A 19,527-nucleotide genomic window follows, 5' to 3' on the forward strand; every position below is an offset into this window, starting at 1 on the left:
GTCAATCGGGCGATTGGAGTTGCACGTCTAAAAGCGATGCATCGATCGCTTGAAACGGTTTTCCCTTATGAATCCGTCACTTGCGTGCGGTGCACAACGTCGGCTGACACCGGCAAGAAGGCGTTCAACAACGCGTTGATGTGCGTTAGCAGACGCAAAGCGCGCCTGCCGGCGGCGTGGATGTCGTCATGGCTGCCATCGTGCACGGCATGGCGGAAGGCTTCCGCCACAGCGTCGACGTCGGGGCTGTGCAGAAGTGCCAGTGCGCCGCCGGTGCGATGGGCCCACTGGCGCAGGGCGGGGCGGTCCATCGCGTCCAGCAGCGGCTGGAGCCGCTGCGCATCCTCGGCCAGCGACGACAGAAAGACCTGCGCCAACCCGGCTGCGGCCGGGTCCGTCCCGAGCGCGGCGTGCAGATCGTCGAGCGACAAAGTGAATGGATCTTCCGGGGGCGTGCCCGCAACCGCGAGACCATCGGGGCTCCACAGCGCAGACAGCGCTTCCTGCAGCGTGGCGAGGGTGGTTGGTTTCAGCAGGCTCGCGTCCATTCCAACGGCACGGCAGCGCGCGTGCTCTTCAGCGAGCGTCGTTGCGGTGATGGCGATGATGGGAAGGCGACGCTCGTCGGCGTGTTTTTGTTCTTCGTGGCGGATGTGCCGGGCCAGGTCAAAGCCGTCCATGCGCGGCATGTGGCAATCGGTGAGCAAGGCGTCGAAACGGTGTTCGTGCAGACGCTCAAGCGCAACGACGCCATCTTCGGCCAGCGTGACCCGATAGCCGAGCAGACGCAGTTGCTGGGCGATCAGCTCGCGGTTGATCGGATGGTCTTCCGCCACGAGGATGTGTGCACCGGGCGCTTCAGTGGGTGCGGCGGCGGGAAGCGCGCGTACCGTCGCGCTGGCGGCTTGCGTGGATTCGGGTTGCGGGAGGGCGCGTTCGCACGCCTGCACGAAAGCGTGCCAGCTCAGCGGATTGACGCTCAGCGCGTTGCCCGGTCCCGCATAGCCCGCTTCTGACGTGATGCGGATGGCGTGCGCGTCTGCCTGCGCCGCCGAGGTCAGGAGGATGTCGGCGTTCGGTGGGTGGCCGGCCTGCAGTCCGGCCGCAACCGCGAATTGCGTGAGGCTGTGGCGCACGGCAGGGTCGTCCACCACGATGGCGACGCTGCGGCCCGCCAGTTGCGGCAGCGCATACCGCGCTTGCAGAACCGGCACGGCCAGCCGCAGCGTGACAGCCGTGCCGTATCCGGGGGCGCTCTCCATCAGCAGTTCACCGCCCATCAGACCCGCAAGCTGACGAGAAATCGCCAACCCCAGACCGGTGCCGCCGTAGCGCCGCGTGGTCGAGCGCTCGGCCTGCACGAATGGCGCGAACAGCGTTGCCTGCACCTCCGGTGAGATCCCGATGCCCGTATCGATGACAGAGACGACGAGGTGCGCCGTGCCGTCCGTAACACGCGTGCAGTCGGCTGACAGTCGTACGCTTCCCGTGTCGGTGAATTTGATGGCGTTGGAGAGCAGGTTGAACAGGATTTGCCGTAGCCGAATGCTGTCGACAGAAACACTGGCCGGCACATCGGCGCCCACATCCACGTGCACGGCGAGCGATTTCTCGTGTGCGCGGCTTGCCAGCAGGCCGACCGTGCCGTCAAAGACTTCGCGAAGGTCTGTGGCTGAGGGGGAAATATCCAGTCGGCCGGCCTCGACCTTTGCGTAATCGAGGATGTCATCGAGGATATGCAGCAGCGCGCGCCCCGAATCCTGTACCAACGAAACCATCTGCTTCTGCTCGCCCTCGAGCTTCGTCTGCTGCAGCAGTTCGACCAGGCCGAGCACGCCGTTCATGGGCGTGCGGATTTCGTGGCTCATCATGGCCAGGAAGCGGTCTTTCGCGTGCAGGGCCGATTCCGCTGCGTTCTTGGCGGCTTCCAGCGCGTCGGCCTGCTCGCGCTCCGTGGTGACGTCGCTCAGGTAGCCGTTCCAGACCGTGCGGCCGTCCGGCTCGCGGTGCGGGATCGAGCGCGCGTGCAGCCAGCGCACCGTTCCATCTTCACAAACGTGGCGGAATTGCTGGTCGAACGGCGTCAGGTGTTGCGCAGAGGTAAGCACCGTGTCGATCATGCGCTGCCTGTCCTCTTTATGGATGAGCCGTTCAGGTGTGGACAGGTAGCTCAGCAGGTCCTGGGGTTGTGCGCCGAGTGTTTCGTGCGCTTTGCCGGCCACGTAGGTGATGCGGCCCTGCCCCTGGCCCGGCGGCAGCTCAAACTGATAGACAAGCGCGGGCAACGACTCGGTGACCTCGCGCAGGCGCTGCTCAAGGCGTTCGGCCCGCGCCTGCGTTTCACGGATCTCGCTGATGTCGACCAGCGAGGCCACGGTGCCGGCAGGTTGCCCGTCCGGCAGGTGAAACGGCTCGATCCAGTACAGCACGTTGCGCGATTGGCCGTCCGGCGTGTCGATGATGAGCTCTTCGCGCGTGCTTTCGCTGGCCTGCGCCGCGCGTCGGTCGATATCGGACAGCGGCGACGTGTCGCCGACCGAATACAGCCCCAGCTCCTGTGGCGTGTGCCCGAGCAACGACGCGCGTGTCCGGCCGAACATGTTGCAGAACGCCGCATTCACGGCAACGTAACGGTGCGCGGCGTCATGGGCGACGAGCGGGAACGGCACCGCCTCCATCAGCGCGCGTTGGAAGCTCAGTTGCCGCGCCAGGCTTTCCTCGGCGCGGCGGCGCTGGTGGTTCTCACGGCGCAGTTGCATCTGCTTGATGGACAGTGCGACCAGTGCAGCCAGCACCAGCGCCGCCGCTGGCCCGAACTTGCCAAGCACAGCCGAAGTGGACGGTCCCAACTGGTAGCTGACCGACAGCCACTTGTTGCGGATGCTCACTTGTTCGCCTTCGGGCATGGCGAAGAGCGCGCGGTTGATGAGCGGCACCAGCGCAGCGTACCGCGACGATACCCCCACGCCGATGCTTTCGATCGTATTCGCAGAACCGGTAACCTTCAGCTCGCCTGGAAAGTGATGACGGATCAGCGCATCGGCCACCGGCAGGTTCACGATCGTGAAATCGGCTTCCCCGGTCGCCGTCATTGACAATGCATCGCTGACCGAGCGTGCAGGCAGGATGCGAATCTTCGGCACATTCTGGTTCAGCAACGTGGTCAGGGTCTCGCTTGCCGGCAGAGCGACGGTCTTGCCGGAAAGTTCGGGAAGCGCAGCCACCGTGAGCGCGTCGCTGCGCCCGACGATCACCATCGGTGTGGCATCGATCGGTTGAGAGAGTGTGAAGCCGGGCGGGCGGGAATCCTGATCGGATATACCGAGCAGGATGTCGACCTCGCCGCTGCGCGCCTTCGCGAGCGCTTCAGCCCAGTCGCGCACGGTCACTCGCTCGAAGCGCAACCCGAGCGTACGCGAGAGGAAGTTCTGATATTCCGGGAAGATTCCCAGCATCCCGCCGCCCGTTCCGTTGAAGGTGTAGGGCATGTAGTCGGGGTCGGCGGCGTAGCGCAGGGGCGGGAGCGACGCGAGCATGGCCCGCTCGTTGTCCGACAGCTGCACGCCCATAAACGAACCGCCGCCTTGCGTGATCCACCGCGCGCGCAGCTCGCTCATGGTGGCGTCGGGCAACTGGGCGAGATGGCGGTCCAGATAGCGGATCAACATCGCCTGCCCGCGCGGCGCGGCAAAGTGCAGCGCGTCGACCTGCTGGTTCACAAGCTGCACGATTGAAAGCCGCCGGTAGCGAGGCTGCGACATCAACTCCCGCGTCGGATAGGTGACGCCCACGTAAGCGTCTGCCGCGTCGTGCAGCACGGCGTCCAGGGCGTCTGCCGCCGTTGGCGTACTGATCAGGCGGATGCTCGGGTATTGGCCAGCCAACTCTTCTTCGAGCGAAGAGCCCTGCTCGACGGCGATGCGCATGCCGGAGGCAAACGGGTTCTGCGCGACTTGCGTGTTGTCGTTGCGCGCGACCACCGCGGTGGGACGTTCAAGGTACGGCGCCGAATAGATGAGGCAATGGTCGTACTGCGAGCGCGGTGCCACGCTCATGATGATGTCGACGTCGCCGCGGCAAGCCGCCTTGAGCAGCTCATCACGCCGTGAAAAGACATGCGGGATGACGCGTACCTGATCCTGGGGAATCAGATGCATCAGCAGGTCACCGGAGAAGCCGCTGAGCCGGTCGGCCTCGACGCCCTCCAGCGGAGCCATGGCATCACTGATGACGCCCACGGTCACCTTGGGCGGAAACTGCGTCAGCCGTTGAACGGCCTGCGCCGCATCTTCCGCATCGGCATCGGGCGAGCTGCCCAGCCAGCCCAGCGCAACGGCACAGGCGAGCAACCCCGCGCCGATGCCGATGCGCAGGCGAGCCGACACCGAAAGCGTGACGCGGGCCATCGTCTCAGGCCTCGCTGCTGCCAAGCAGTCCGTGGCGCACGGCAAAGTCGAACAGCGCCGCCTCGGTGCCAAGCTCGAGCTTGCGCATGGCCGTCTGCTTCTGCGAGCTGATGGTCTTGACGCTGCGGTTGAGCTGCAAGGCAATCTCGCTGACCGTCTTGCCGGTCACGTACATGCGCAGCACTTCCAACTCCCGCTTGCCCAATTTGGCGACGGGGTCGTCGTGGACAGCCTGTGGCTCCCCGTTACGGCAGAGCAGCTTGGCATTGAGCATTGGCGAGAGATAGATGCGACCGCCCGCTGCCGCGTGCATGCCTTCGAGGATGTGCTGTGGCTCGTCGGATTTGCTGACAATGACCTTGATGCCCGCGCGCAGGATGTTGCTCATCAGTGCGCGCGTCTCGAGCATGGTGAGCACCATCACGCGCAGGTCGGGGTGGCGGCGCACGAGGAATTCGAGCAGGAGGATGCCGTCGCCGTAGCGGCTGCCAGGCATGGCGTAGTCGGTGATGACAAGGTCGCATCGCACGCGACCCAGCACGGCGAGCAGCTCATCGGCGTTGCTGGCTTCGCCCACCACCTCGAAGCCGTCGACCCCCGATACGAGGCGCCGCACGGCCGCCACCACGCCAGGGTGATCATCTGCAATGACGAGTTGGACGGGGTTCTGCATTCGACGTGTCTCCGAGCGTGTAACGCGCGGCAATGTGTTTGCCGCATTGCTGAGAATCGCCGAAGCCTCCAGGGCGGAACATCGGAAACGTCCTATAAATGCGCCCCAATCCGCGCTCTTCTGGTGCAAATTTGTCGCAGCACGTTGCGATCGTGGCCATCATTTCGGATCGGGGCGGTGTACCGGTGCGTGGCACAATGCTGGCGATTGCCTCGCACGCTTGATCGCACCGATTTCCCATGACGCCCACATCCTCGACAGCACCTTCTGCGGCCGCACGCAAGCAGAGCGCCGAGCGCTCCACCTTGGTGAGCGCTGGCGTCAATTGCCTGCTCTCGGCGGGGCAGATTGCGGCGGGCCTGTGGTCGCACTCGCAAGGCCTGGTGGCGGACGGGCTGCATACGCTGTCCGACTTAATTGCCGATGGCATCGTCTTCATTGCCAACCGCAACAGCCACAAGGGGCCGGACGAAGACCACCAGTACGGCCACGCGCGTTACGAAAACGCCGCGTCGCTGGGCTTGGGGCTGCTGCTGATCGGGGCGGGCGCGGGCATGATCTGGGCCGCGGTGGAAAGCCTGCGCTCGCCGCAGGGGCCGACGCCCGTGCATGGACTGGCGCTGGTGGTGGCGCTGATCGCGCTGGCAGCCAAAGAAGGGCTCTTCCGCTACATGCTGGCCGTGGCCAAGCGCATCAACTCACGCATGCTGATTGCGAATGCGTGGCATGCGCGTTCCGATGCGGTGTCGTCGTTGGTGGCGGCCGTCGGCGTGGCGGGCAACCTGATGGGCTATCACTGGCTGGACCCGATAGCCGCCTGCATCGTCGGGCTGATGATTGGCCGTGTGGGTGTGCGCTTTGGGTGGGAAGCGCTCAACGACCTGATGGACCGCGCCTTGCCGCCCGCGCAGGTGGAGGCGATCCGCACCAGTCTGGAAGCCACGCCGGGCGTGATCAACGTGCACGACTTGCGTACGCGTGTGACAGGCGACCAGGCATTGGTGGACGCGCATATCGAGGTCGATCCGCGTGTCTCCGTGAGCGAAGGTCACGCGATTGCCGTCCGGGCCCGCACCAACGTACTCAGTGCGCATACGGCGATGGCGGTGCTCGACGTGCAGATTCACGTCGACCCGCGCGAGCACATCGCAACCGACCCCGTGCCGCTCCCCGACCGCGATGCGCTGCACGCCGTGCTGGCCCAACTGCTGCCGCCCGGCACGCCGCTGGACGCACGCCACTGCGTGCTCCATTACGTCGATGGCGTGGTGGAGGTCGACCTGGTCCTGCCACCAGCGCTGGCCGCCGAAATCGCCCGCATCGCCGATGCCATCCACACAAGGTGGGATGGTCTCGTGCGCCTGCGCGTGCTTGTTACGGACGCTTAAGGTTGTCGCGCTAGCGGCACTGGTCGACCGCGTTGGCCGGCTGCATCTTGGCGGGGTCGAAGTGCAACTGCTCCAGCCCCTTTTCCGTCAGCGACATCCAGTCGATCGCGCCCGACGTGCGCAGCAAACCGGTGCTGCCGACCGGCCGCCATTGCACGCGCTTGCCGTCGGTGTTCAGCAGCGTGGCCGATAGCGTGAGCGAATCCGGCCCCGCCTGCAGTTGCAGCAGGCGGCCATCGGCGGCGGGCGTATAGGCGGTGTTCTGGTTCACGGTGATGCCCGCTTCGCGCACCGTTGCCGGCATGCACGCAATGGACGCGCGCACCTTGCCCGTGGTGTCGATCAGATCGGCAAAGCCGTTGCCCTTGGCCACGCCGACCAGCAGGTATCGCTCGATCGCCGGCATCCACGTGACGCTGTAGGTGTAGTACTGCAGATGCTTGTGCAGAAGCTGCTCGCCGGTCACGCGTCCGCTAACGGGATCGAACACGGCGATTTTCAGATTGGCCTCCGTCTGGCCTGGCACGAACTGCTGCCAGGCAAGCAGCGCATTGGTGCTGCCGCCAGCCACCATGGGCCACCATTCGCGCCGGCCATCGGCAACATCGACGTTGTGCAGACGACGGCCTCGCCCGTCGTAGACCTTCAGGTAGACGCCGTTGCCGCTGCCGAGGTTGTCGACGCCACCGCCAGTGATCCAGCCGTCGGAGTAGAACACCACGAAACGGTCGCCCACGGCCGTGATGTGGCCCGAATGGCTGCCGGATTCCACCAGTTGCGGATACGGCTTGATGGGCCGCAGCGCGGTGTCGTAGATGCCGAAGCGCTGGTTGACGTTTTCCGGCGCATTCCACCCGTCTTCAAACGACACCATCACCTGGCCGGCGCGGTTGCGCGCCACCGTCACGGGCTCCTGCGCTTCGGGCTTCTGAATGAAGATGCGCGGGGCATCGAGCACGCCCGTGTCGGCATGCCATTGCGCGACATAGACATCGTGCGGCCAGTTTCCGCTGCGATCGGCACCGCGCGGCGGCAGGCCCGAGCTACTGAAGAACACGTTGAAGGTGTCGGCCTTGGCGCCAGGCACCGCGCTGATGCCATGCATGTATTGACGCGGATCGGGGGCGCCAGCCGTCGCAACGGCGGGCAAGGCCAGCGCGCACGCAACGGTCAGCAAGGTACGGTGCAGGAAAGACAGTCGGGACACGTGACGCTCCATCTTCATCGGTGGCTCGGGTGGCGGTTTCAGAACCGATTGGGCCGCGGGCACCCGCCGAAGTTGCTGCGCGAATGGGGGAGCCCGTTTGGCGGAGAGGCGCTCAGTGGCACCCGATCCCGGGCGACCGGTTTACCCCCCGCCGAGGCGATCAAGTTTCAGTCCCGTGTGCCGTTCTTCACAAACAAGAGCGGAACCCATTCCGCCAATCCCTTCCCAGCGCGGCCAGAGTGGGCACAAGCCCGCCGCCCACCGCGCCAGAACCGACCCAACGAGAACAACATGACCCAGCGACTCGACGCCCGATGGCGAAGCGAAGTGACGGAGGCTCTACGTACCGTGGAGGCGCAGTTCGGCGTGGCACCGCAAAGCCTGCCCCGCGACGCGCTGATTGCGGCCTTGACCGACGCGATCTGGGCACAGCGTGCCGCTTATGCGCGTGTGCGCCGGACGCTGGTTGCGTGTCCTGAGCTGGCAGACGAATCGATGTAATCGGCGCACCGCGGTGCCGCCGCCATTTTGAAGAAGGTGATGTGATGCGGTACTGCGGTTCGCTGGATCTGAACCATCTGCTGCGCCAGCCGTTTGCCCAACTCGGCCGGCTGGTGCGCGATGAAGACTCGGGGCAGCCCCTGCCCCCGGTGGAGGTGGCCGCGCGCGCGGTATTGCTGCGCGCTGCCGGCTACGAGGTGATGCCCACCTGTGGGCACCATGACCGACGTGGCTTCTGTCTCGGCCACGCAGACCAGATCATCGGGATGTAAGCGCCGCACCTACGACGCATGCGCCACGTGCGCGCAGCCATGCGCACATGCTGTTGCGAACGCGCATCAGGGCATGCCAAATCGGCCCCGTCGCGTGGTGTCTGAAGCACCCGTAAAGCGTTGACTGGCGCACCTTTGCGGGCGATCCGTTGCCAAAAAGCAAACGGTAAAAATGACTTACATTCCGGTCCTTTTTCGGCCCATGGTTCTGGTGCATCCTGAACCAAGATAGATCGCACGGATGGCAGATTGTGCGACGTCGGACGCAACGTCAGGCCGTAAGTCGGAAGTGAATCGAAGCGGCGGCGCCTGCAATCTTGGGGTCAGGGGAAAGAACATGAAGACGCAATATCTCAGCAAGCAAGAAATCTACGACGGCGCGGTTCGCCATCTGTTCGGTCAGGGGGGCGCTGCCATCCTGCCGCGCGGCGGTGCGGCGTACCACGGCCAGGGCGGCCGCTGCTGCCCGATCGGCAACCTGATCGGCGTGCGTGACTACACGACGTCGATGGAAAGCGTGCCGGTGCGCTACATCCTCAAGCCCACCAACGAGATTCCGCGTTATATGGACGCGGGCGTCATGGCGTTGCGCCGAGCGCTCAAGCGCGCGCGCATCGATGTGGACGACCGCGACACCGTTGAGCTGCTCTCCAAGCTGCAGAACGCACATGACGTGTTCGGCACGTGGGAGTGGAAGGAACGCCTGCAGTCGATTGCGCGCCAATTCGGCCTCAGCGGCGCTCTTGTCGATACATTCTGACCGACCGGCCGGTCACAGATCACCCTATAGAAGGTGACACCATGAAAGGGAAGGGGACGTTCCTCGGCATCGAGGACATTTTTGAACGCGTGCGCGCACACCTGCTCGCACAGCAATGCCGCTCTGAAGACGCCGACGGCGAGCCGCGTTATCGCGGGCTCGACAACCGCCGATGCGGCGTCGGCATTCTTATTGACGATGCGTTCTACTGCGCCGCGATCGAGCGCCTGGGCGTGAGCCTGCTGCGTGTGCCGAGCGATGATCCGCTCGCGCGTGCGCTGCGCTGCTCCGGCGTGAATGTCGACGACGACCAGGTGGTCGATCTGCTGATCGATCTGCAGGACATCCACGACTTGGCGGCCATCGAAAGCTGGCCCGCGGCACTGGAAGACATCCGCCGTCGGTTGCCCGACCGATTGCCCGATACACCACTGGCAGCCTGAACGACGTATCCACCGCGAACCCGGCCCTGCGCCGGGTTTTGTCATTTCAGGGCATCAAGCTCCGGATAGTGGCGGAAGATGCCCATCGTATTGAACGGAATGCGCCGCGGCGATTCCAGATACGCCGCGATGTTCGGCTGCGCCGCCACGCGATCATGTAGCGCCACCAGATGTGGCAGCTCATGCTCGTATCGCTGCATGTGGCGAGGAAATGCGTAGCGCAGCCCCGCCACGATCTGGAATAGCGACAAATCCACATACGTCAGTGCATCACGCACGGCCCAAGTCGGGCCGGCGGGGTTGCGCGCGAGCACGCGCTCGAAGTAATGCAGGAATTTGGGCGCGCGATTGTCGAGAAAATCCTGCGTGCGGCGCTTCGCTTCGGCGCGCTGGTCTTCGTAGTACTCGCCTGAAGCGATGGGGTGGTGCGTGTCGTGAATCTCCACCACGAAATCGGCAATCGTCAGTTGCAGGCCGTGCGTCCAAAGGCCGCCGGCTTCGTCGTGCGGAGCCAGGCCGTAGTGCTGGCCCAGGTAAAGCAGGATGTTGGCTGTCTGCGAGATCACCAATTGGCCGGCCACCAGGAACGGCGGCGCGAACGGCGGCGTGGGAATGCCCGCGTCGTTCAGAAACGCCTCGATGGCGGCTTCGTCTTCGCGGCCGAGATCGGTGTAGGGCACGGCGGCCTGCTCCAGCGCCAGCCGGACGAATTCACCGCGGCCCTGGATTTCGGGCCAGTAGTAGAGCGTGGTTTCCATGGTCGGGCGGATAAGCGAGGTGGGGGCTGCGCAGCAAGAGCGATGCCGCATCGCAGCGGGAACGGTGCCTGCGAACGATAATAGGCGCTTGCCCCTGCGCCTGTTTCAACCCGCCCGCCGTGAACGCTCCGCTTTCTCCTTCGCCCGCCATCGAACCCGCCGATCCTTCGCGCTGGCTGGTCCGGGGGCATCCCGGTTTTCTGCGCGCCAATCTGGCGCTGTTCGCGGCGGGCTTCTCGACGTTTTCGCTGCTGTATTGCGTGCAACCGCTCATGCCGATGCTGGCGCACGACTTTGGCCTCACGCCCGCGCAGACGAGCCTTGTGCTGTCGGTGTCCACGCTGCTGCTGGCCTTTGCGATCCTGTTTGCGGGGCTGCTGTCGGAGTCGATTCATCGCAAGACACTGATGGGCGTGTCGCTCGTGCTCTCGTCGGCGCTCACGCTGGCAGCGGCGGTGCTGCCGGGCTGGCACGGGTTGCTGGCCACGCGGGCATTGCTGGGCGCGGTGCTGGGCGGCGTGCCGGCGGTGGCGATGGCGTACCTGGCCGAAGAGGTGCATCCGCAAGGGCTCGGCATGGCGATGGGCCTCTACGTCGGCGGGACGGCATTCGGCGGGATGGCCGGGCGTGTGCTGACCGGTGCCGTGGCAGATCACTTCGGCTGGCGTGCTGCCATGGGTTTTACCGGCACATTGGGTTTGCTGGCGGCGCTGGCATTCCTGTGGCTGCTACCGCCGTCGCGGCGTTTTGTGCCACGCAAGGGTGTGGCGCTGGGCGATCTGTTCGATACGCTCGGCGCGCATCTGCGCGAGCCGGGCCTGCGTTCGTTGTTCGCCATGGGCTTTCTGCTGATGGGCGGCTTCGTCACGATCTACAACTACGCGAGCTTCCACTTGCTCGATGCACCGTACGCCCTCAGCCAGACGGCGGTGGGCGGCATCTTCATGGTGTACCTGCTGGGTATTGGCGCCTCGGCGTGGTTTGGCCGATTGGCGGATCGCCATGGCCGGGGCCGCATTCTGCTGGCCGGCACAGTGCTGATGTCGGCGGGCGTGCTGCTGACCTTGGCGGGGCCGCTAGTGCTGGTGATTGGCGGTATTGCGTTGCTGACCTTCGGCTTTTTCGGCGCGCACGCGGTGGCCAGCGGCTGGGTGGGGCGCCGTGCGCAGCGTGCCAAGGGGCAGGCTGCGGCGCTGTATCTGCTGGCGTATTACCTGGGCTCCAGCCTGATCGGCACCACAGGCGGCAAGCTCTACGCACCGTGGGGCTGGCCCGGGGTGGTGGCCCTGGTGATGGCCTGCATGGCATGTGCGCTCGGCACGGCAGCGTGGCTCTGGCGGCGCGCTCCGCTGCCGCCGGGCGCCAAGCGCTGAAGTTGTGCACCCTGGGAATTCGCGTATCGTGCCGTGGTCGATGTCTGCACGATCGCTTTCCCTGTCATGCGTACTCATTCTCTCTTCCTGACGCGGCGACTGTGGCCGCTCGTATCGGTCCTGCTTTTTCTGATGGCGTGCGTCGCCAACCCGGCCGACGCTGCCCCGGTGTCGTTTTCCAAGCTGGCCGGGCTGCCAACCTCCACCGCCAGCGCATCGGCGCCGGCAGCGGACCCTGCGCAGACGCGCCAATCGCTCGACACCGTCATCACGCTGCTCAACAACGACCAGCAGCGCACGGCTCTCGTCAATGAACTGAAGCAGTTGCGCGACGGCATGAGCGCGCAGCAGAAGGTGCAGGCCGAACAGGCGCCGGGTCTGCTGGGCGCGGTGGCGTCGCTCATCGAGAACGGCTCGTTGCAGGCCGATGTTGAAGCCGGCGCCCCGCGGTATTGGCTGCGCCGTATCGAGGCCGCCAGCGGTAACGCGAGTCTGCTCCTCTCGCCCGAGAAGCGCATGCCGCTGGCTGCGGACTTTGCCAGCACCGTGGGCATCTGGGCCGCCATCGCCGCTGGCCTGCTTGGCCTGGGCTGGTTGATCCGCCGCGTGTTCGGCCTCACTGCAGGCCTCGGGCCGCATCCGACCACGCGCGCGCTGTTGATCGACGCGGCGCGCAAGATCGGCCCATGGGCGATTTCCTTTGCCGTCATCATGCGGCTGGAGCGCGATGCCTCGCCCGGCTTTGTTCTGGCGGTGGTGCTGGCCTACGCCATCGTATGGGGCGCGATCATCACGGCCGGTGTGGCGATGCTGTTCTCGCTCTTTTCCGGCAGCGCGCATCGGCGTGTGGCGGTGGAATACCTGTTCAAGCACGGCATGTGGCCGATCTTTCTGACGGCCAGTCTGGGCGCCTGCGGCGACGCGCTGGTCGATCCGCGCGTTGCCTTGGTGCTGGGCGGCTCGCTCAGTCTGCTGCTGGCCACGGTGTGCAACGTGGTGGCGTCATTGATGCTGGCGGTGGGCGCGTTGTGGGCGCGCCGGCCGATCGGGCAGTTGATTGCCAACCGACCGCTGGAGCTGCGCAGCGGCGAACACACCGGCAACCAGATTCGCCGTCTGCTGGCCGCGTTCTGGCCGGTGCCCGTGGTGGTGCTGGCGAGCGCCACCGTCGTGGCCACCCTGACGACGCCCGACAACGTTGACGTGGTGGCGCGCCGCGCGGTGATGACGTCGCTGCTGCTGGTGGCGGCGTTCTTCCTGTCGGCGCTCATCCGCCCCCGCGCCAACTGGCGCTCACACCTGCGTCTGGCGCGCAGCTCGCCTTATGTGGAGAGGCTCAAGCATTTCGTTGGCGCGCTGATCAAGCTCGTCATCTGGATCGCCTTCCTGGAACTGGTGCTGCGCGTGTGGGGCCACACGCTGGTGGAGGTTGCGCATAGCTCCGTCAACGGCAAGCGCATCGCCGATGCCATGGTGGGCCTGATCGGCACCGTCTTTGCCACCTGGCTCGTCTGGATCCTGCTCGACACGGCGATCTTGCGGGCGCTGTCGCCGGCCTCGGCGCGGGCGCAGCCCAGTACGCGCGCGCTGACCATCCTGCCGCTGCTGCGCAATGGCCTGAAGGTGACGCTGGTGGTGACAGCCAGCATTGGCGTGCTGGCCAACCTGGGTGTGAACGTGACGCCGCTGGTGGCGGGCGCCGGGGTGATCGGTCTGGCGGTGGGCTTTGGTGCGCAGTCGCTGGCGCAGGACTTCATCACCGGCATCTTCATCTTGATGGAGGACACGATCAGCGTGGGCGATACGGTGGACGTGGGGGTGGCCACGGGCTCCGTCATCAACCTGACCATTCGCACGGTGCGGCTGCGCGATGGCACGGGCGCGGTGCTGTCGATTCCGTTCAGCCAGATCAAGACCGTGCGCAACCTCTCGCGCGATTACTCGTTTGCCGACTTTGAAGTGCGCGTGGCGATGGAGGCCGAACCGCAGCAGGCGATCGATCTTGTGCGCGCGGCGGCCGACCAGATTGCGGGTGAGCCGCGTTTTGCCTACACGCTGCTGGGCGGTGCGGAGATCTTTGGGCTGGACCGCTTTGAAGGGGGCGCGATGATCGTCAAGGGGCGGTTCAAGACGCGTCCGCAGAAGCAGGCGGATGTGCTGCGGGCGTTCAACGTTGTGCTCAAGGATGCGTTCGACAAGGCGGGCGTGCCGCTGGCGGCGCCGGGGACGGTGTTGCGGACTTCTGCGGCGTTTGAGGCGTGGATGACGCGGGTGGCGCCGGATGAGGGGAAGGTGATATCGGCTGCTGGTGAGCCGCCTGCTGCTGCGCCGGCGTAAGGGCGTTGGTGGTTTGCTGGGGTTTCGTCCCCTGCCGGGGCCGACTCACTTTCTTTGTCTTGCCAAAGAAAGTAAGCAAAGAAAGGCGCGCCCGAGATGGCGAAAGACTCCTTGGATTTGTGTCACGGGGAGGGAGGAGAGGCAAACTCGCTGCGCTCAGACAGGCCTCCCCTCTTTTTCCTCCCCGCGACACAAATCCAAGGCGCCATCTAGGGCAGGGTACGGCCAAACCGTCTGGGCGCCGGTGTTGGCGCCCAGGCCTTGTGCTTCGTTTTAGAAGCCGTGGCGCATGCCGACCATGACGCCGGTCTGCGAGGCTTTCGGCAGTGCGGCTGCCAGGACGGTGCCGGCGTCTTTCTGGTGGGTGTAGTCCATGCCGACGTACAGCCACGTGCGCTTGCTGACCACGTAATTCATGATCGCGTAGGCGGTGTAGCGCAGGCCGTCGGGGTCGCGCTGGCGCGTGGCCATGCCGCCGACCACGAGATTGTACTGACCGCTGAAGTCGTATTTCACGCCGCCGAGGATGAGGTCGTTCTTGGTGGGCGTGCCATCGCGGTAGTTGATGTAGCCGAGCATCAGTTTTGCCGGGCCGACCTGCACGCTGCCGCCGGTGGTCCAGGTGCGGGTGCCGACCGATTGCAGGTCTTTCTGCTGCTCCCACGCGCCGCCGAACGCGAACGGGCCGCTGGCGTAGTTGAGCGACAGCGCGCTGTAGTTGCCTGCGGAGAACGCGCCCGCCTGCTCGCCCATGCCGACCATCACGCCCGGGCGCCAGCCGTTGAAATCGCCCACGTACTTGACCGCGTTGTCGATGCGCACGCCGGTGGCGGTGACGTGCCAGGCCGTCGCGCCGAGGTTGCCGATAGAAAGCGCGTCGTACTGGCCGGCCGTGTTGAAGACAAGGTTCTCTTGTCGGCCGAACGTCAGCGAGCCAAAGCCGCCTTCCAAGCCGACATACGCCTGGCGCCCGAACAGGCGCGACGTTGCGGGCGTGGTGGGCTTGTAGCCGCCCAGGCCCATGTCGTTGGTGGAGCCCACGCCGGTGTCCGGCGCGAAACCGCTGACTAGGTGGAACACGGCCTTCAGCCCGTTGCCCAGGTCTTCCGAGCCCCGAATGCCGAAGCGGCTGCCGCTGTAGTAGCCGCCCGCCATCTCGGCCTTGCCGTGGCCGTCGGCGTCGTTGTTGGTGCTGTAGCGCAGGCCGGTTTCCATCACGCCGTACAGCGTGACGTTCGATTGCGCATGCGCGGTACCGCAGGCCAGCAGCGCCGACAGTGCAACAGCCGATAGCGGAATGGAACGGATCGAAGTAGTCATGTGGCTCCCTTGTTGTCGTGACGACTGTTGTGTCGGCCGGAACGGGTTTTCCGGCCTGGCTCGGGGGCCGACTCTCAGGCAAGTCTGCTCTGTAAGGGTTGAAGTTACGCATGCACCGGCAAAGCGCCGCACACGTCGCGCCGGTTGGAGCATTGCCCGCTGAAGGGGCATTGCGCGTAAACCGCGGGCTTACAGATTCTTGGGGGTTTTCCCTCGGCCAGGCGGCGTGGCGCGGGGCTGCCGCTACACTGGCGACGCTGATTTCCGTTCGCCGACTACGTACCGCCATGCCTTCGTTCTCCGTTCCCCTGCTCAACGCCCTGCGCGACCAGTTGTCTGCGCTCTCGCCGGCGCAGCAGGGCGTGGCGCGGTTGATCCTGGAGGCGCCGGAGCTGTCGCTCGAGCAATCCGTCGAGACACTGGCCGTGCGCGCAGGCGTGTCGATGCCGACCATCGTGCGGATGTGCCAGGCGCTCGGCTTTGAAGGCTTGCGCGAGTTCAAGGCCACGCTGGCCGCCGAGCTGGCGCACGCGCAGCCGACGCTGCCGGGGCATGTCGGCCGGGCGGACCCGCCTGCGTTGGTTGCCAGCAAGGTCATCGATGGCGCCACGCGGGCGCTGGCCAAGCTGCGCGAATCGCTGTCCACCACGCAGGTCGACGCCGCCGCCGAGCGCATCGCACGCGCGCGCCGCGTCGATTGCTATGCGGCCGGTGCGGCCTCATCGTTCATGGCGAACGACATGCAGGCGCGGCTGATGCGGCTGGGGCTGGCGTCCAACGCTTACTTCGATGCGCATCTGCAGCTTGTGTCAGCGGCCATGTTGGGCGCGTCCGACGTTGTGGTGGCGTTCTCGCACGTGGGGCGCATGCCGTATCTGCTCGAGTCGATTGCCTATGCGGCCGAGCAGGGCGCGTGCGTGATCGCCATCACCCAGGCGGGCACTCCGCTGGCCGAGCGCGCGCAGATCGCGCTCACGGTGGACGTGCCGGAAGATGCGGTGATGCGGGTCGGCACCGAGGCGTACCTCGTGCACCTCACCGTCATCGAAATCCTGATGACCTGCGTGGCGCAGCGCCGCGACGAGATGGTCCGCTCGCGCATGCGGGCAATCCAGCGGCTGCTGACCGAGCGCAGCGTCGATCGCCCGTAAGCGACGGCGACGAAGCGACGAAGGCAAAAAAATGGCGCCACGCGGGCGCCATCTACAACACATGCGGTACTCAGAGCCGCGAGATCGCCAGCCCGATCGCCAGCAGACTTCCCAAACCGAAGATCGTCCAGCCGACTGTGCGGCGTTTGGTGGTCATCACCCACAGCCACAGGCCCGAGATCGACAGGAAGATCAGGCAGCCGGCCAGCGTATCCACCAGCAGAATCCACGGCACCGTCATGCCGACGCCCTTGTGCAGGCTCATCAGCGTGCCGAGGAAGCCGTTGTCAGTCTGGCGGATCGCTACCGAGCGGTTGCCGGCCCAGTATTCCGCCTGGATTTGCGTGGTGGCGCTGCCGAAGTTGAAGGTCCATTGCTCGGGCTGCATCAGCGGTTTGGCGGCGGGTTCGCGCGGCGCGTCGGCGGTCTTCTCGTCCTTGGCGCCTTCGCCCTTGGCGGGGCGCTCGGCCCAGGCCACCGGCTTGGCCTTTTCTACGCGCGTACGGGTGGCCGGCTCCGGCGTGTTCAGCGTCTGCTGCAGCCAGGCGGCCATCGCTTCAGGTGTTGCGGGCACGGGGTCGGGCAGGGCGATCTGCGTATTGATGCGCTGTTGCGCCACGGGCAGCTTCAGCACCGCGCGGTGGTTCAGCCAGATGCCCGACACACCGAAGATCAAGCCCATCACCGCGCCCCACAGCCCGAACCATCCGTGCGTCTTGCGTAGCCACCGGACGATCGTGGCGCGGCGGTTGGCTGGGTGTTCGGATTTGGCCTTTGCCGGGCGGGCGTTGGCGGCCGGTTTGGCGGCGGGCTCGGCCGAAAGCGGGGGATGGGACAGGTCGGTCATGAAGCACAAGGCGGCGTAACAGCCGCCGGAGGGAGGCAAATCGACCGGCCAATATAGATGAGAATGATTCTCGTTGCAATTGGGTGCAGCTTACAACGTAATACGCTCCAGCGCCCGCCGCGACGCTTCATCCGCCGGATAGAAGCACTCGATGCGCATCTCCTGCAGCCCCGCATCGCGCGGGGTGCCCAGCGTGGTGAGCGTGGAGAACAGCGAGATCGTCACGCCGTCGCGCTGCAGTGAGATGGGCAGGAACGGCGGCGGATCGCCGGCCTCGTGCGCGGGTGCGGCGTGGGCTGCCGGCGCATCCGACGCATCGAACAGCGCCGGTTGCATCGCGCGGATGTCGTGCAGCAGCCGCTGCGTCGCCGGGTCGATGGCTTGCAGCGCCAGTTCCTGCCGCACGCGCCGGGCCAGGTAGCGCCCGACGGCATCGCGGTTGGCGATGGCGGGCCATAGCGCGGTCGGGTCGAACACCAGCTTCATCATGTTGACGGCACCCGGCGCGCCTTCGGACCGGTCGTCGCCGATGGCCCAGCGCATCAGGCGGCGATGCGCGGCATTGGCATCGAGTACATGCCAGAAACGGTCGAGCACGATGGCCGGATACGGCGCCTGCTTGTCGAGGATCAGCTTCACCGCGTGGCGCACCGCCTGCATCATCGGCGAGCCCTCATCGGGCGGTGTGGCGAGGCCCTGTTCGGAATAGGCGGGGGCGAAACCGGCAGCCAGCAGCATCTGGTTGCGATGGCGCAGCGGCACGTTCAGCTCCTCGGCCAGTTGCAGGATCATGTTGCGGCTGGGCGTTGCGCGGGCCGATTCCAGAAAGCTCACATGCCGCTGCGACACACCCGCCGCCAGGGCCAGCGCCAGCTGGCTATAGCCGCGCCGCGTGCGCCAGAAGCGCAGCAACTGCGGGAAGCGCGAGAGCGCTGCTTCAGGCGGCTCGATCGCCACCTGGGCGCCATGGGAGGCATGGGCGTCTTCAAGCATGAGGGTGTCGTCGATGGACGAGGCGGAGGTGGGCTTGGTGGGCGTCATGTCACCTATTGAAGCAGAGTCAGGTAGCTGCCGCGATTACCTGCCGCGTAATTGTGACCGCCTCTGGCGTCGCCAATACTCGGTCCATCCCAACCCGATACCTCGAGCGGAGTGCCCATGCAGCGCGAACCGATCGACTACCCCGCCGATGCCCTTCCCACCCGCGACGACCACGTTCGCACGGCCGACGGCTGGACGCTGCCCGTGACGGTCACCAGCCCCGGGCTGGGCGCGCACGGCACGGTGGTGATCTGCTCGGCGCTGGGCGTGCCGCGCCAGTTCTACGCGGCGTTTGCGCGGGCGCTGTGCCTGGCGGGCTGGCGTGTGGTGACGTTCGACTACCGTGGCATTGGCGAGGCGGTGGCCACCGGCCCGGGCACGCCGCGCTTTGCCGACTGGGGCCGGCACGACATCGACGCGGTGCTGAAATGGGTGCACGACACGCTCGTCCCCGAGGGCTGCGGCGGCCGCAGGCTGGTGGTGCTCGGTCACAGCGCGGGCGGGCAACTGGCGGGGTTGGCGCCGCACATCGTGCATGCCGATGCATTGGTGCACGTGGCGGTCCCGCTGGCAGATGCGCGGTTGTGGCCGTGGCGCGGGCCGCTGGCCCGTCCGCACTTTGCTTGGCTGCTGCATGTGCGGATTCCCTTGGCGGTGGCGCGCGTGCGCGGCGGCATGCTGCCGCTGGCAGCCGTCGGCATGGGACCGATGTCGATTCCGGCTGCCATCCTGGGTGATTGGGCGCGCTTTGCCCGACGTCGCGGCTACATCTTCGGGCCGCGTTCCGGGCAGGACACCTCGCGCTATCCGAGGCTTGCCGTGCCGTTGCTCGCCTGGGGGTTTGACGATGATCCGATGGCGCCGGCCAGCGCCGTCGACGCGCTCATCGCGCAGTTTCCTGCCACCCGCGTCACGCGCCGCCAGGTGAGCGGCGCTGCGCTGGGCCCCAAGGGTGTCGGCCACATGGGCTTCTTCCGGGCATCGTCCGGGGCGCCGTGGTGGCGCGAAACCGTGGCGTGGCTCGATGCCCTCGCTTGATTGAGGGCCTGC

Annotated in this window: 16 protein-coding genes; 9 read left to right on the forward strand and 7 right to left on the reverse strand. The window is 66.1% G+C overall.

All coding sequences use genetic code 11. The features are described from left to right. Positions 1 to 65: 65 nt before the first annotated feature. Together ACU8YE_RS19135 and ACU8YE_RS19140 are read right to left on the reverse strand one after the other, a co-directional pair. A complete protein-coding gene (locus tag ACU8YE_RS19135) occupies positions 66 to 4,406 on the reverse strand; it encodes an ATP-binding protein (RefSeq protein ID WP_446929362.1) in 4,341 nt (1,446 codons plus the stop codon). Positions 4,407 to 4,410: 4 nt separating this feature from the next. After that, positions 4,411 to 5,079 (reverse strand): response regulator transcription factor, encoded by a 669-nt coding sequence (locus tag ACU8YE_RS19140; protein WP_232041239.1) that lies wholly within the window; start codon positions 5,077 to 5,079, stop codon positions 4,411 to 4,413. Positions 5,080 to 5,318: 239 nt separating this feature from the next. Here ACU8YE_RS19140 and ACU8YE_RS19145 point away from each other — a divergent pair, with 239 nt between their 5' ends. Further along, positions 5,319 to 6,467, forward strand: a complete 1,149-nt coding sequence (locus ACU8YE_RS19145; RefSeq protein ID WP_446929363.1) for a cation diffusion facilitator family transporter — start codon at positions 5,319 to 5,321, stop codon at positions 6,465 to 6,467. A 10-nt stretch (positions 6,468 to 6,477) separates the two neighbouring features. On the opposite strand, the gene ACU8YE_RS19150 is transcribed toward ACU8YE_RS19145, so the two are convergent. Continuing rightward, positions 6,478 to 7,692: a hypothetical protein gene (locus ACU8YE_RS19150; protein WP_446929364.1), complete on the reverse strand. Its 1,215-nt coding sequence runs from the start codon at positions 7,690 to 7,692 to the stop codon at positions 6,478 to 6,480. Positions 7,693 to 7,965: 273 nt separating this feature from the next. Here ACU8YE_RS19150 and ACU8YE_RS19155 point away from each other — a divergent pair, with 273 nt between their 5' ends. The 4 genes from ACU8YE_RS19155 to ACU8YE_RS19170 all read left to right on the forward strand — a co-directional run bounded on the left by ACU8YE_RS19155 (position 7,966) and on the right by ACU8YE_RS19170 (position 9,650). Beyond that, positions 7,966 to 8,175, forward strand: coding sequence for a hypothetical protein (locus ACU8YE_RS19155; RefSeq protein WP_024977449.1), 210 nt, complete (start codon positions 7,966 to 7,968; stop codon positions 8,173 to 8,175). A gap of 44 nt (positions 8,176 to 8,219) precedes the next feature. Further along, positions 8,220 to 8,447, forward strand: a complete 228-nt coding sequence (locus ACU8YE_RS19160; protein ID WP_232041236.1) for a hypothetical protein — start codon at positions 8,220 to 8,222, stop codon at positions 8,445 to 8,447. A 337-nt stretch (positions 8,448 to 8,784) separates the two neighbouring features. Then, the gene (locus ACU8YE_RS19165; protein WP_316870699.1) at positions 8,785 to 9,207 is read left to right on the forward strand and encodes a hypothetical protein; all 423 of its coding nucleotides are present in this window, start codon (positions 8,785 to 8,787) and stop codon (positions 9,205 to 9,207) included. Positions 9,208 to 9,248: 41 nt separating this feature from the next. After that, the gene (locus ACU8YE_RS19170) at positions 9,249 to 9,650 is read left to right on the forward strand and encodes a hypothetical protein (RefSeq protein WP_232041234.1); all 402 of its coding nucleotides are present in this window, start codon (positions 9,249 to 9,251) and stop codon (positions 9,648 to 9,650) included. A gap of 41 nt (positions 9,651 to 9,691) precedes the next feature. On the opposite strand, the gene ACU8YE_RS19175 is transcribed toward ACU8YE_RS19170, so the two are convergent. Further along, positions 9,692 to 10,408, reverse strand: coding sequence for a glutathione S-transferase (locus ACU8YE_RS19175; RefSeq protein ID WP_260803846.1), 717 nt, complete (start codon positions 10,406 to 10,408; stop codon positions 9,692 to 9,694). A 119-nt stretch (positions 10,409 to 10,527) separates the two neighbouring features. Between ACU8YE_RS19175 and ACU8YE_RS19180 the strand changes: the two genes are divergently transcribed. Next, positions 10,528 to 11,781, forward strand: a complete 1,254-nt coding sequence (locus tag ACU8YE_RS19180) for an MFS transporter (RefSeq protein WP_446929365.1) — start codon at positions 10,528 to 10,530, stop codon at positions 11,779 to 11,781. A 66-nt stretch (positions 11,782 to 11,847) separates the two neighbouring features. Next, positions 11,848 to 14,118 carry a mechanosensitive ion channel family protein gene (locus ACU8YE_RS19185; protein WP_446929366.1) on the forward strand — a complete coding sequence of 757 codons (2,271 nt, stop codon included), beginning with the start codon at positions 11,848 to 11,850 and terminating at the stop codon, positions 14,116 to 14,118. A 273-nt stretch (positions 14,119 to 14,391) separates the two neighbouring features. Here ACU8YE_RS19185 and ACU8YE_RS19190 read toward each other — a convergent pair whose 3' ends face one another. Continuing rightward, on the reverse strand, positions 14,392 to 15,438 hold the full coding sequence (locus tag ACU8YE_RS19190) for a porin (RefSeq protein WP_316870704.1): 1,047 nt from the start codon (positions 15,436 to 15,438) through the stop codon (positions 14,392 to 14,394). Between the two features lie 287 nt (positions 15,439 to 15,725). Between ACU8YE_RS19190 and ACU8YE_RS19195 the strand changes: the two genes are divergently transcribed. Further along, entirely contained in the window at positions 15,726 to 16,589 is an 864-nt protein-coding gene (locus ACU8YE_RS19195) for a MurR/RpiR family transcriptional regulator (RefSeq protein WP_232041229.1), read from the forward strand. Positions 16,590 to 16,659: 70 nt separating this feature from the next. Here the strand turns inward: ACU8YE_RS19195 and ACU8YE_RS19200 are convergent, their stop codons facing one another. Together ACU8YE_RS19200 and ACU8YE_RS19205 are read right to left on the reverse strand one after the other, a co-directional pair. Next, entirely contained in the window at positions 16,660 to 17,436 is a 777-nt protein-coding gene (locus tag ACU8YE_RS19200; protein WP_260772010.1) for a PepSY-associated TM helix domain-containing protein, read from the reverse strand. Between the two features lie 90 nt (positions 17,437 to 17,526). Next, positions 17,527 to 18,477, reverse strand: coding sequence for a helix-turn-helix domain-containing protein (locus ACU8YE_RS19205; protein WP_446929367.1), 951 nt, complete (start codon positions 18,475 to 18,477; stop codon positions 17,527 to 17,529). A gap of 117 nt (positions 18,478 to 18,594) precedes the next feature. Between ACU8YE_RS19205 and ACU8YE_RS19210 the strand changes: the two genes are divergently transcribed. After that, a complete protein-coding gene (locus ACU8YE_RS19210; protein ID WP_446929368.1) occupies positions 18,595 to 19,515 on the forward strand; it encodes an alpha/beta hydrolase family protein in 921 nt (306 codons plus the stop codon). Positions 19,516 to 19,527: the final 12 nt, after the last annotated feature.

It is taken from the genome of Ralstonia sp. VS2407, assembly GCF_052950655.1.

What these genes read in the sequence shown, in the direction of transcription:
- ACU8YE_RS19135 (WP_446929362.1), bottom strand. Translation starts at nt 4,406, where the DNA reads ATGGCCCGCGTCACGCTTTCGGTGTCGGCTCGCCTGCGCATCGGCATC.
- ACU8YE_RS19140 (WP_232041239.1), bottom strand. Translation starts at nt 5,079, where the DNA reads ATGCAGAACCCCGTCCAACTCGTCATTGCAGATGATCACCCTGGCGTG.
- ACU8YE_RS19145 (WP_446929363.1), top strand. Translation starts at nt 5,319, where the DNA reads ATGACGCCCACATCCTCGACAGCACCTTCTGCGGCCGCACGCAAGCAG.
- ACU8YE_RS19150 (WP_446929364.1), bottom strand. Translation starts at nt 7,692, where the DNA reads ATGAAGATGGAGCGTCACGTGTCCCGACTGTCTTTCCTGCACCGTACC.
- ACU8YE_RS19155 (WP_024977449.1), top strand. Translation starts at nt 7,966, where the DNA reads ATGACCCAGCGACTCGACGCCCGATGGCGAAGCGAAGTGACGGAGGCT.
- ACU8YE_RS19160 (WP_232041236.1), top strand. Translation starts at nt 8,220, where the DNA reads ATGCGGTACTGCGGTTCGCTGGATCTGAACCATCTGCTGCGCCAGCCG.
- ACU8YE_RS19165 (WP_316870699.1), top strand. Translation starts at nt 8,785, where the DNA reads ATGAAGACGCAATATCTCAGCAAGCAAGAAATCTACGACGGCGCGGTT.
- ACU8YE_RS19170 (WP_232041234.1), top strand. Translation starts at nt 9,249, where the DNA reads ATGAAAGGGAAGGGGACGTTCCTCGGCATCGAGGACATTTTTGAACGC.
- ACU8YE_RS19175 (WP_260803846.1), bottom strand. Translation starts at nt 10,408, where the DNA reads ATGGAAACCACGCTCTACTACTGGCCCGAAATCCAGGGCCGCGGTGAA.
- ACU8YE_RS19185 (WP_446929366.1), top strand. Translation starts at nt 11,848, where the DNA reads ATGCGTACTCATTCTCTCTTCCTGACGCGGCGACTGTGGCCGCTCGTA.
- ACU8YE_RS19190 (WP_316870704.1), bottom strand. Translation starts at nt 15,438, where the DNA reads ATGACTACTTCGATCCGTTCCATTCCGCTATCGGCTGTTGCACTGTCG.
- ACU8YE_RS19195 (WP_232041229.1), top strand. Translation starts at nt 15,726, where the DNA reads ATGCCTTCGTTCTCCGTTCCCCTGCTCAACGCCCTGCGCGACCAGTTG.
- ACU8YE_RS19200 (WP_260772010.1), bottom strand. Translation starts at nt 17,436, where the DNA reads ATGACCGACCTGTCCCATCCCCCGCTTTCGGCCGAGCCCGCCGCCAAA.
- ACU8YE_RS19205 (WP_446929367.1), bottom strand. Translation starts at nt 18,477, where the DNA reads ATGACGCCCACCAAGCCCACCTCCGCCTCGTCCATCGACGACACCCTC.
- ACU8YE_RS19210 (WP_446929368.1), top strand. Translation starts at nt 18,595, where the DNA reads ATGCAGCGCGAACCGATCGACTACCCCGCCGATGCCCTTCCCACCCGC.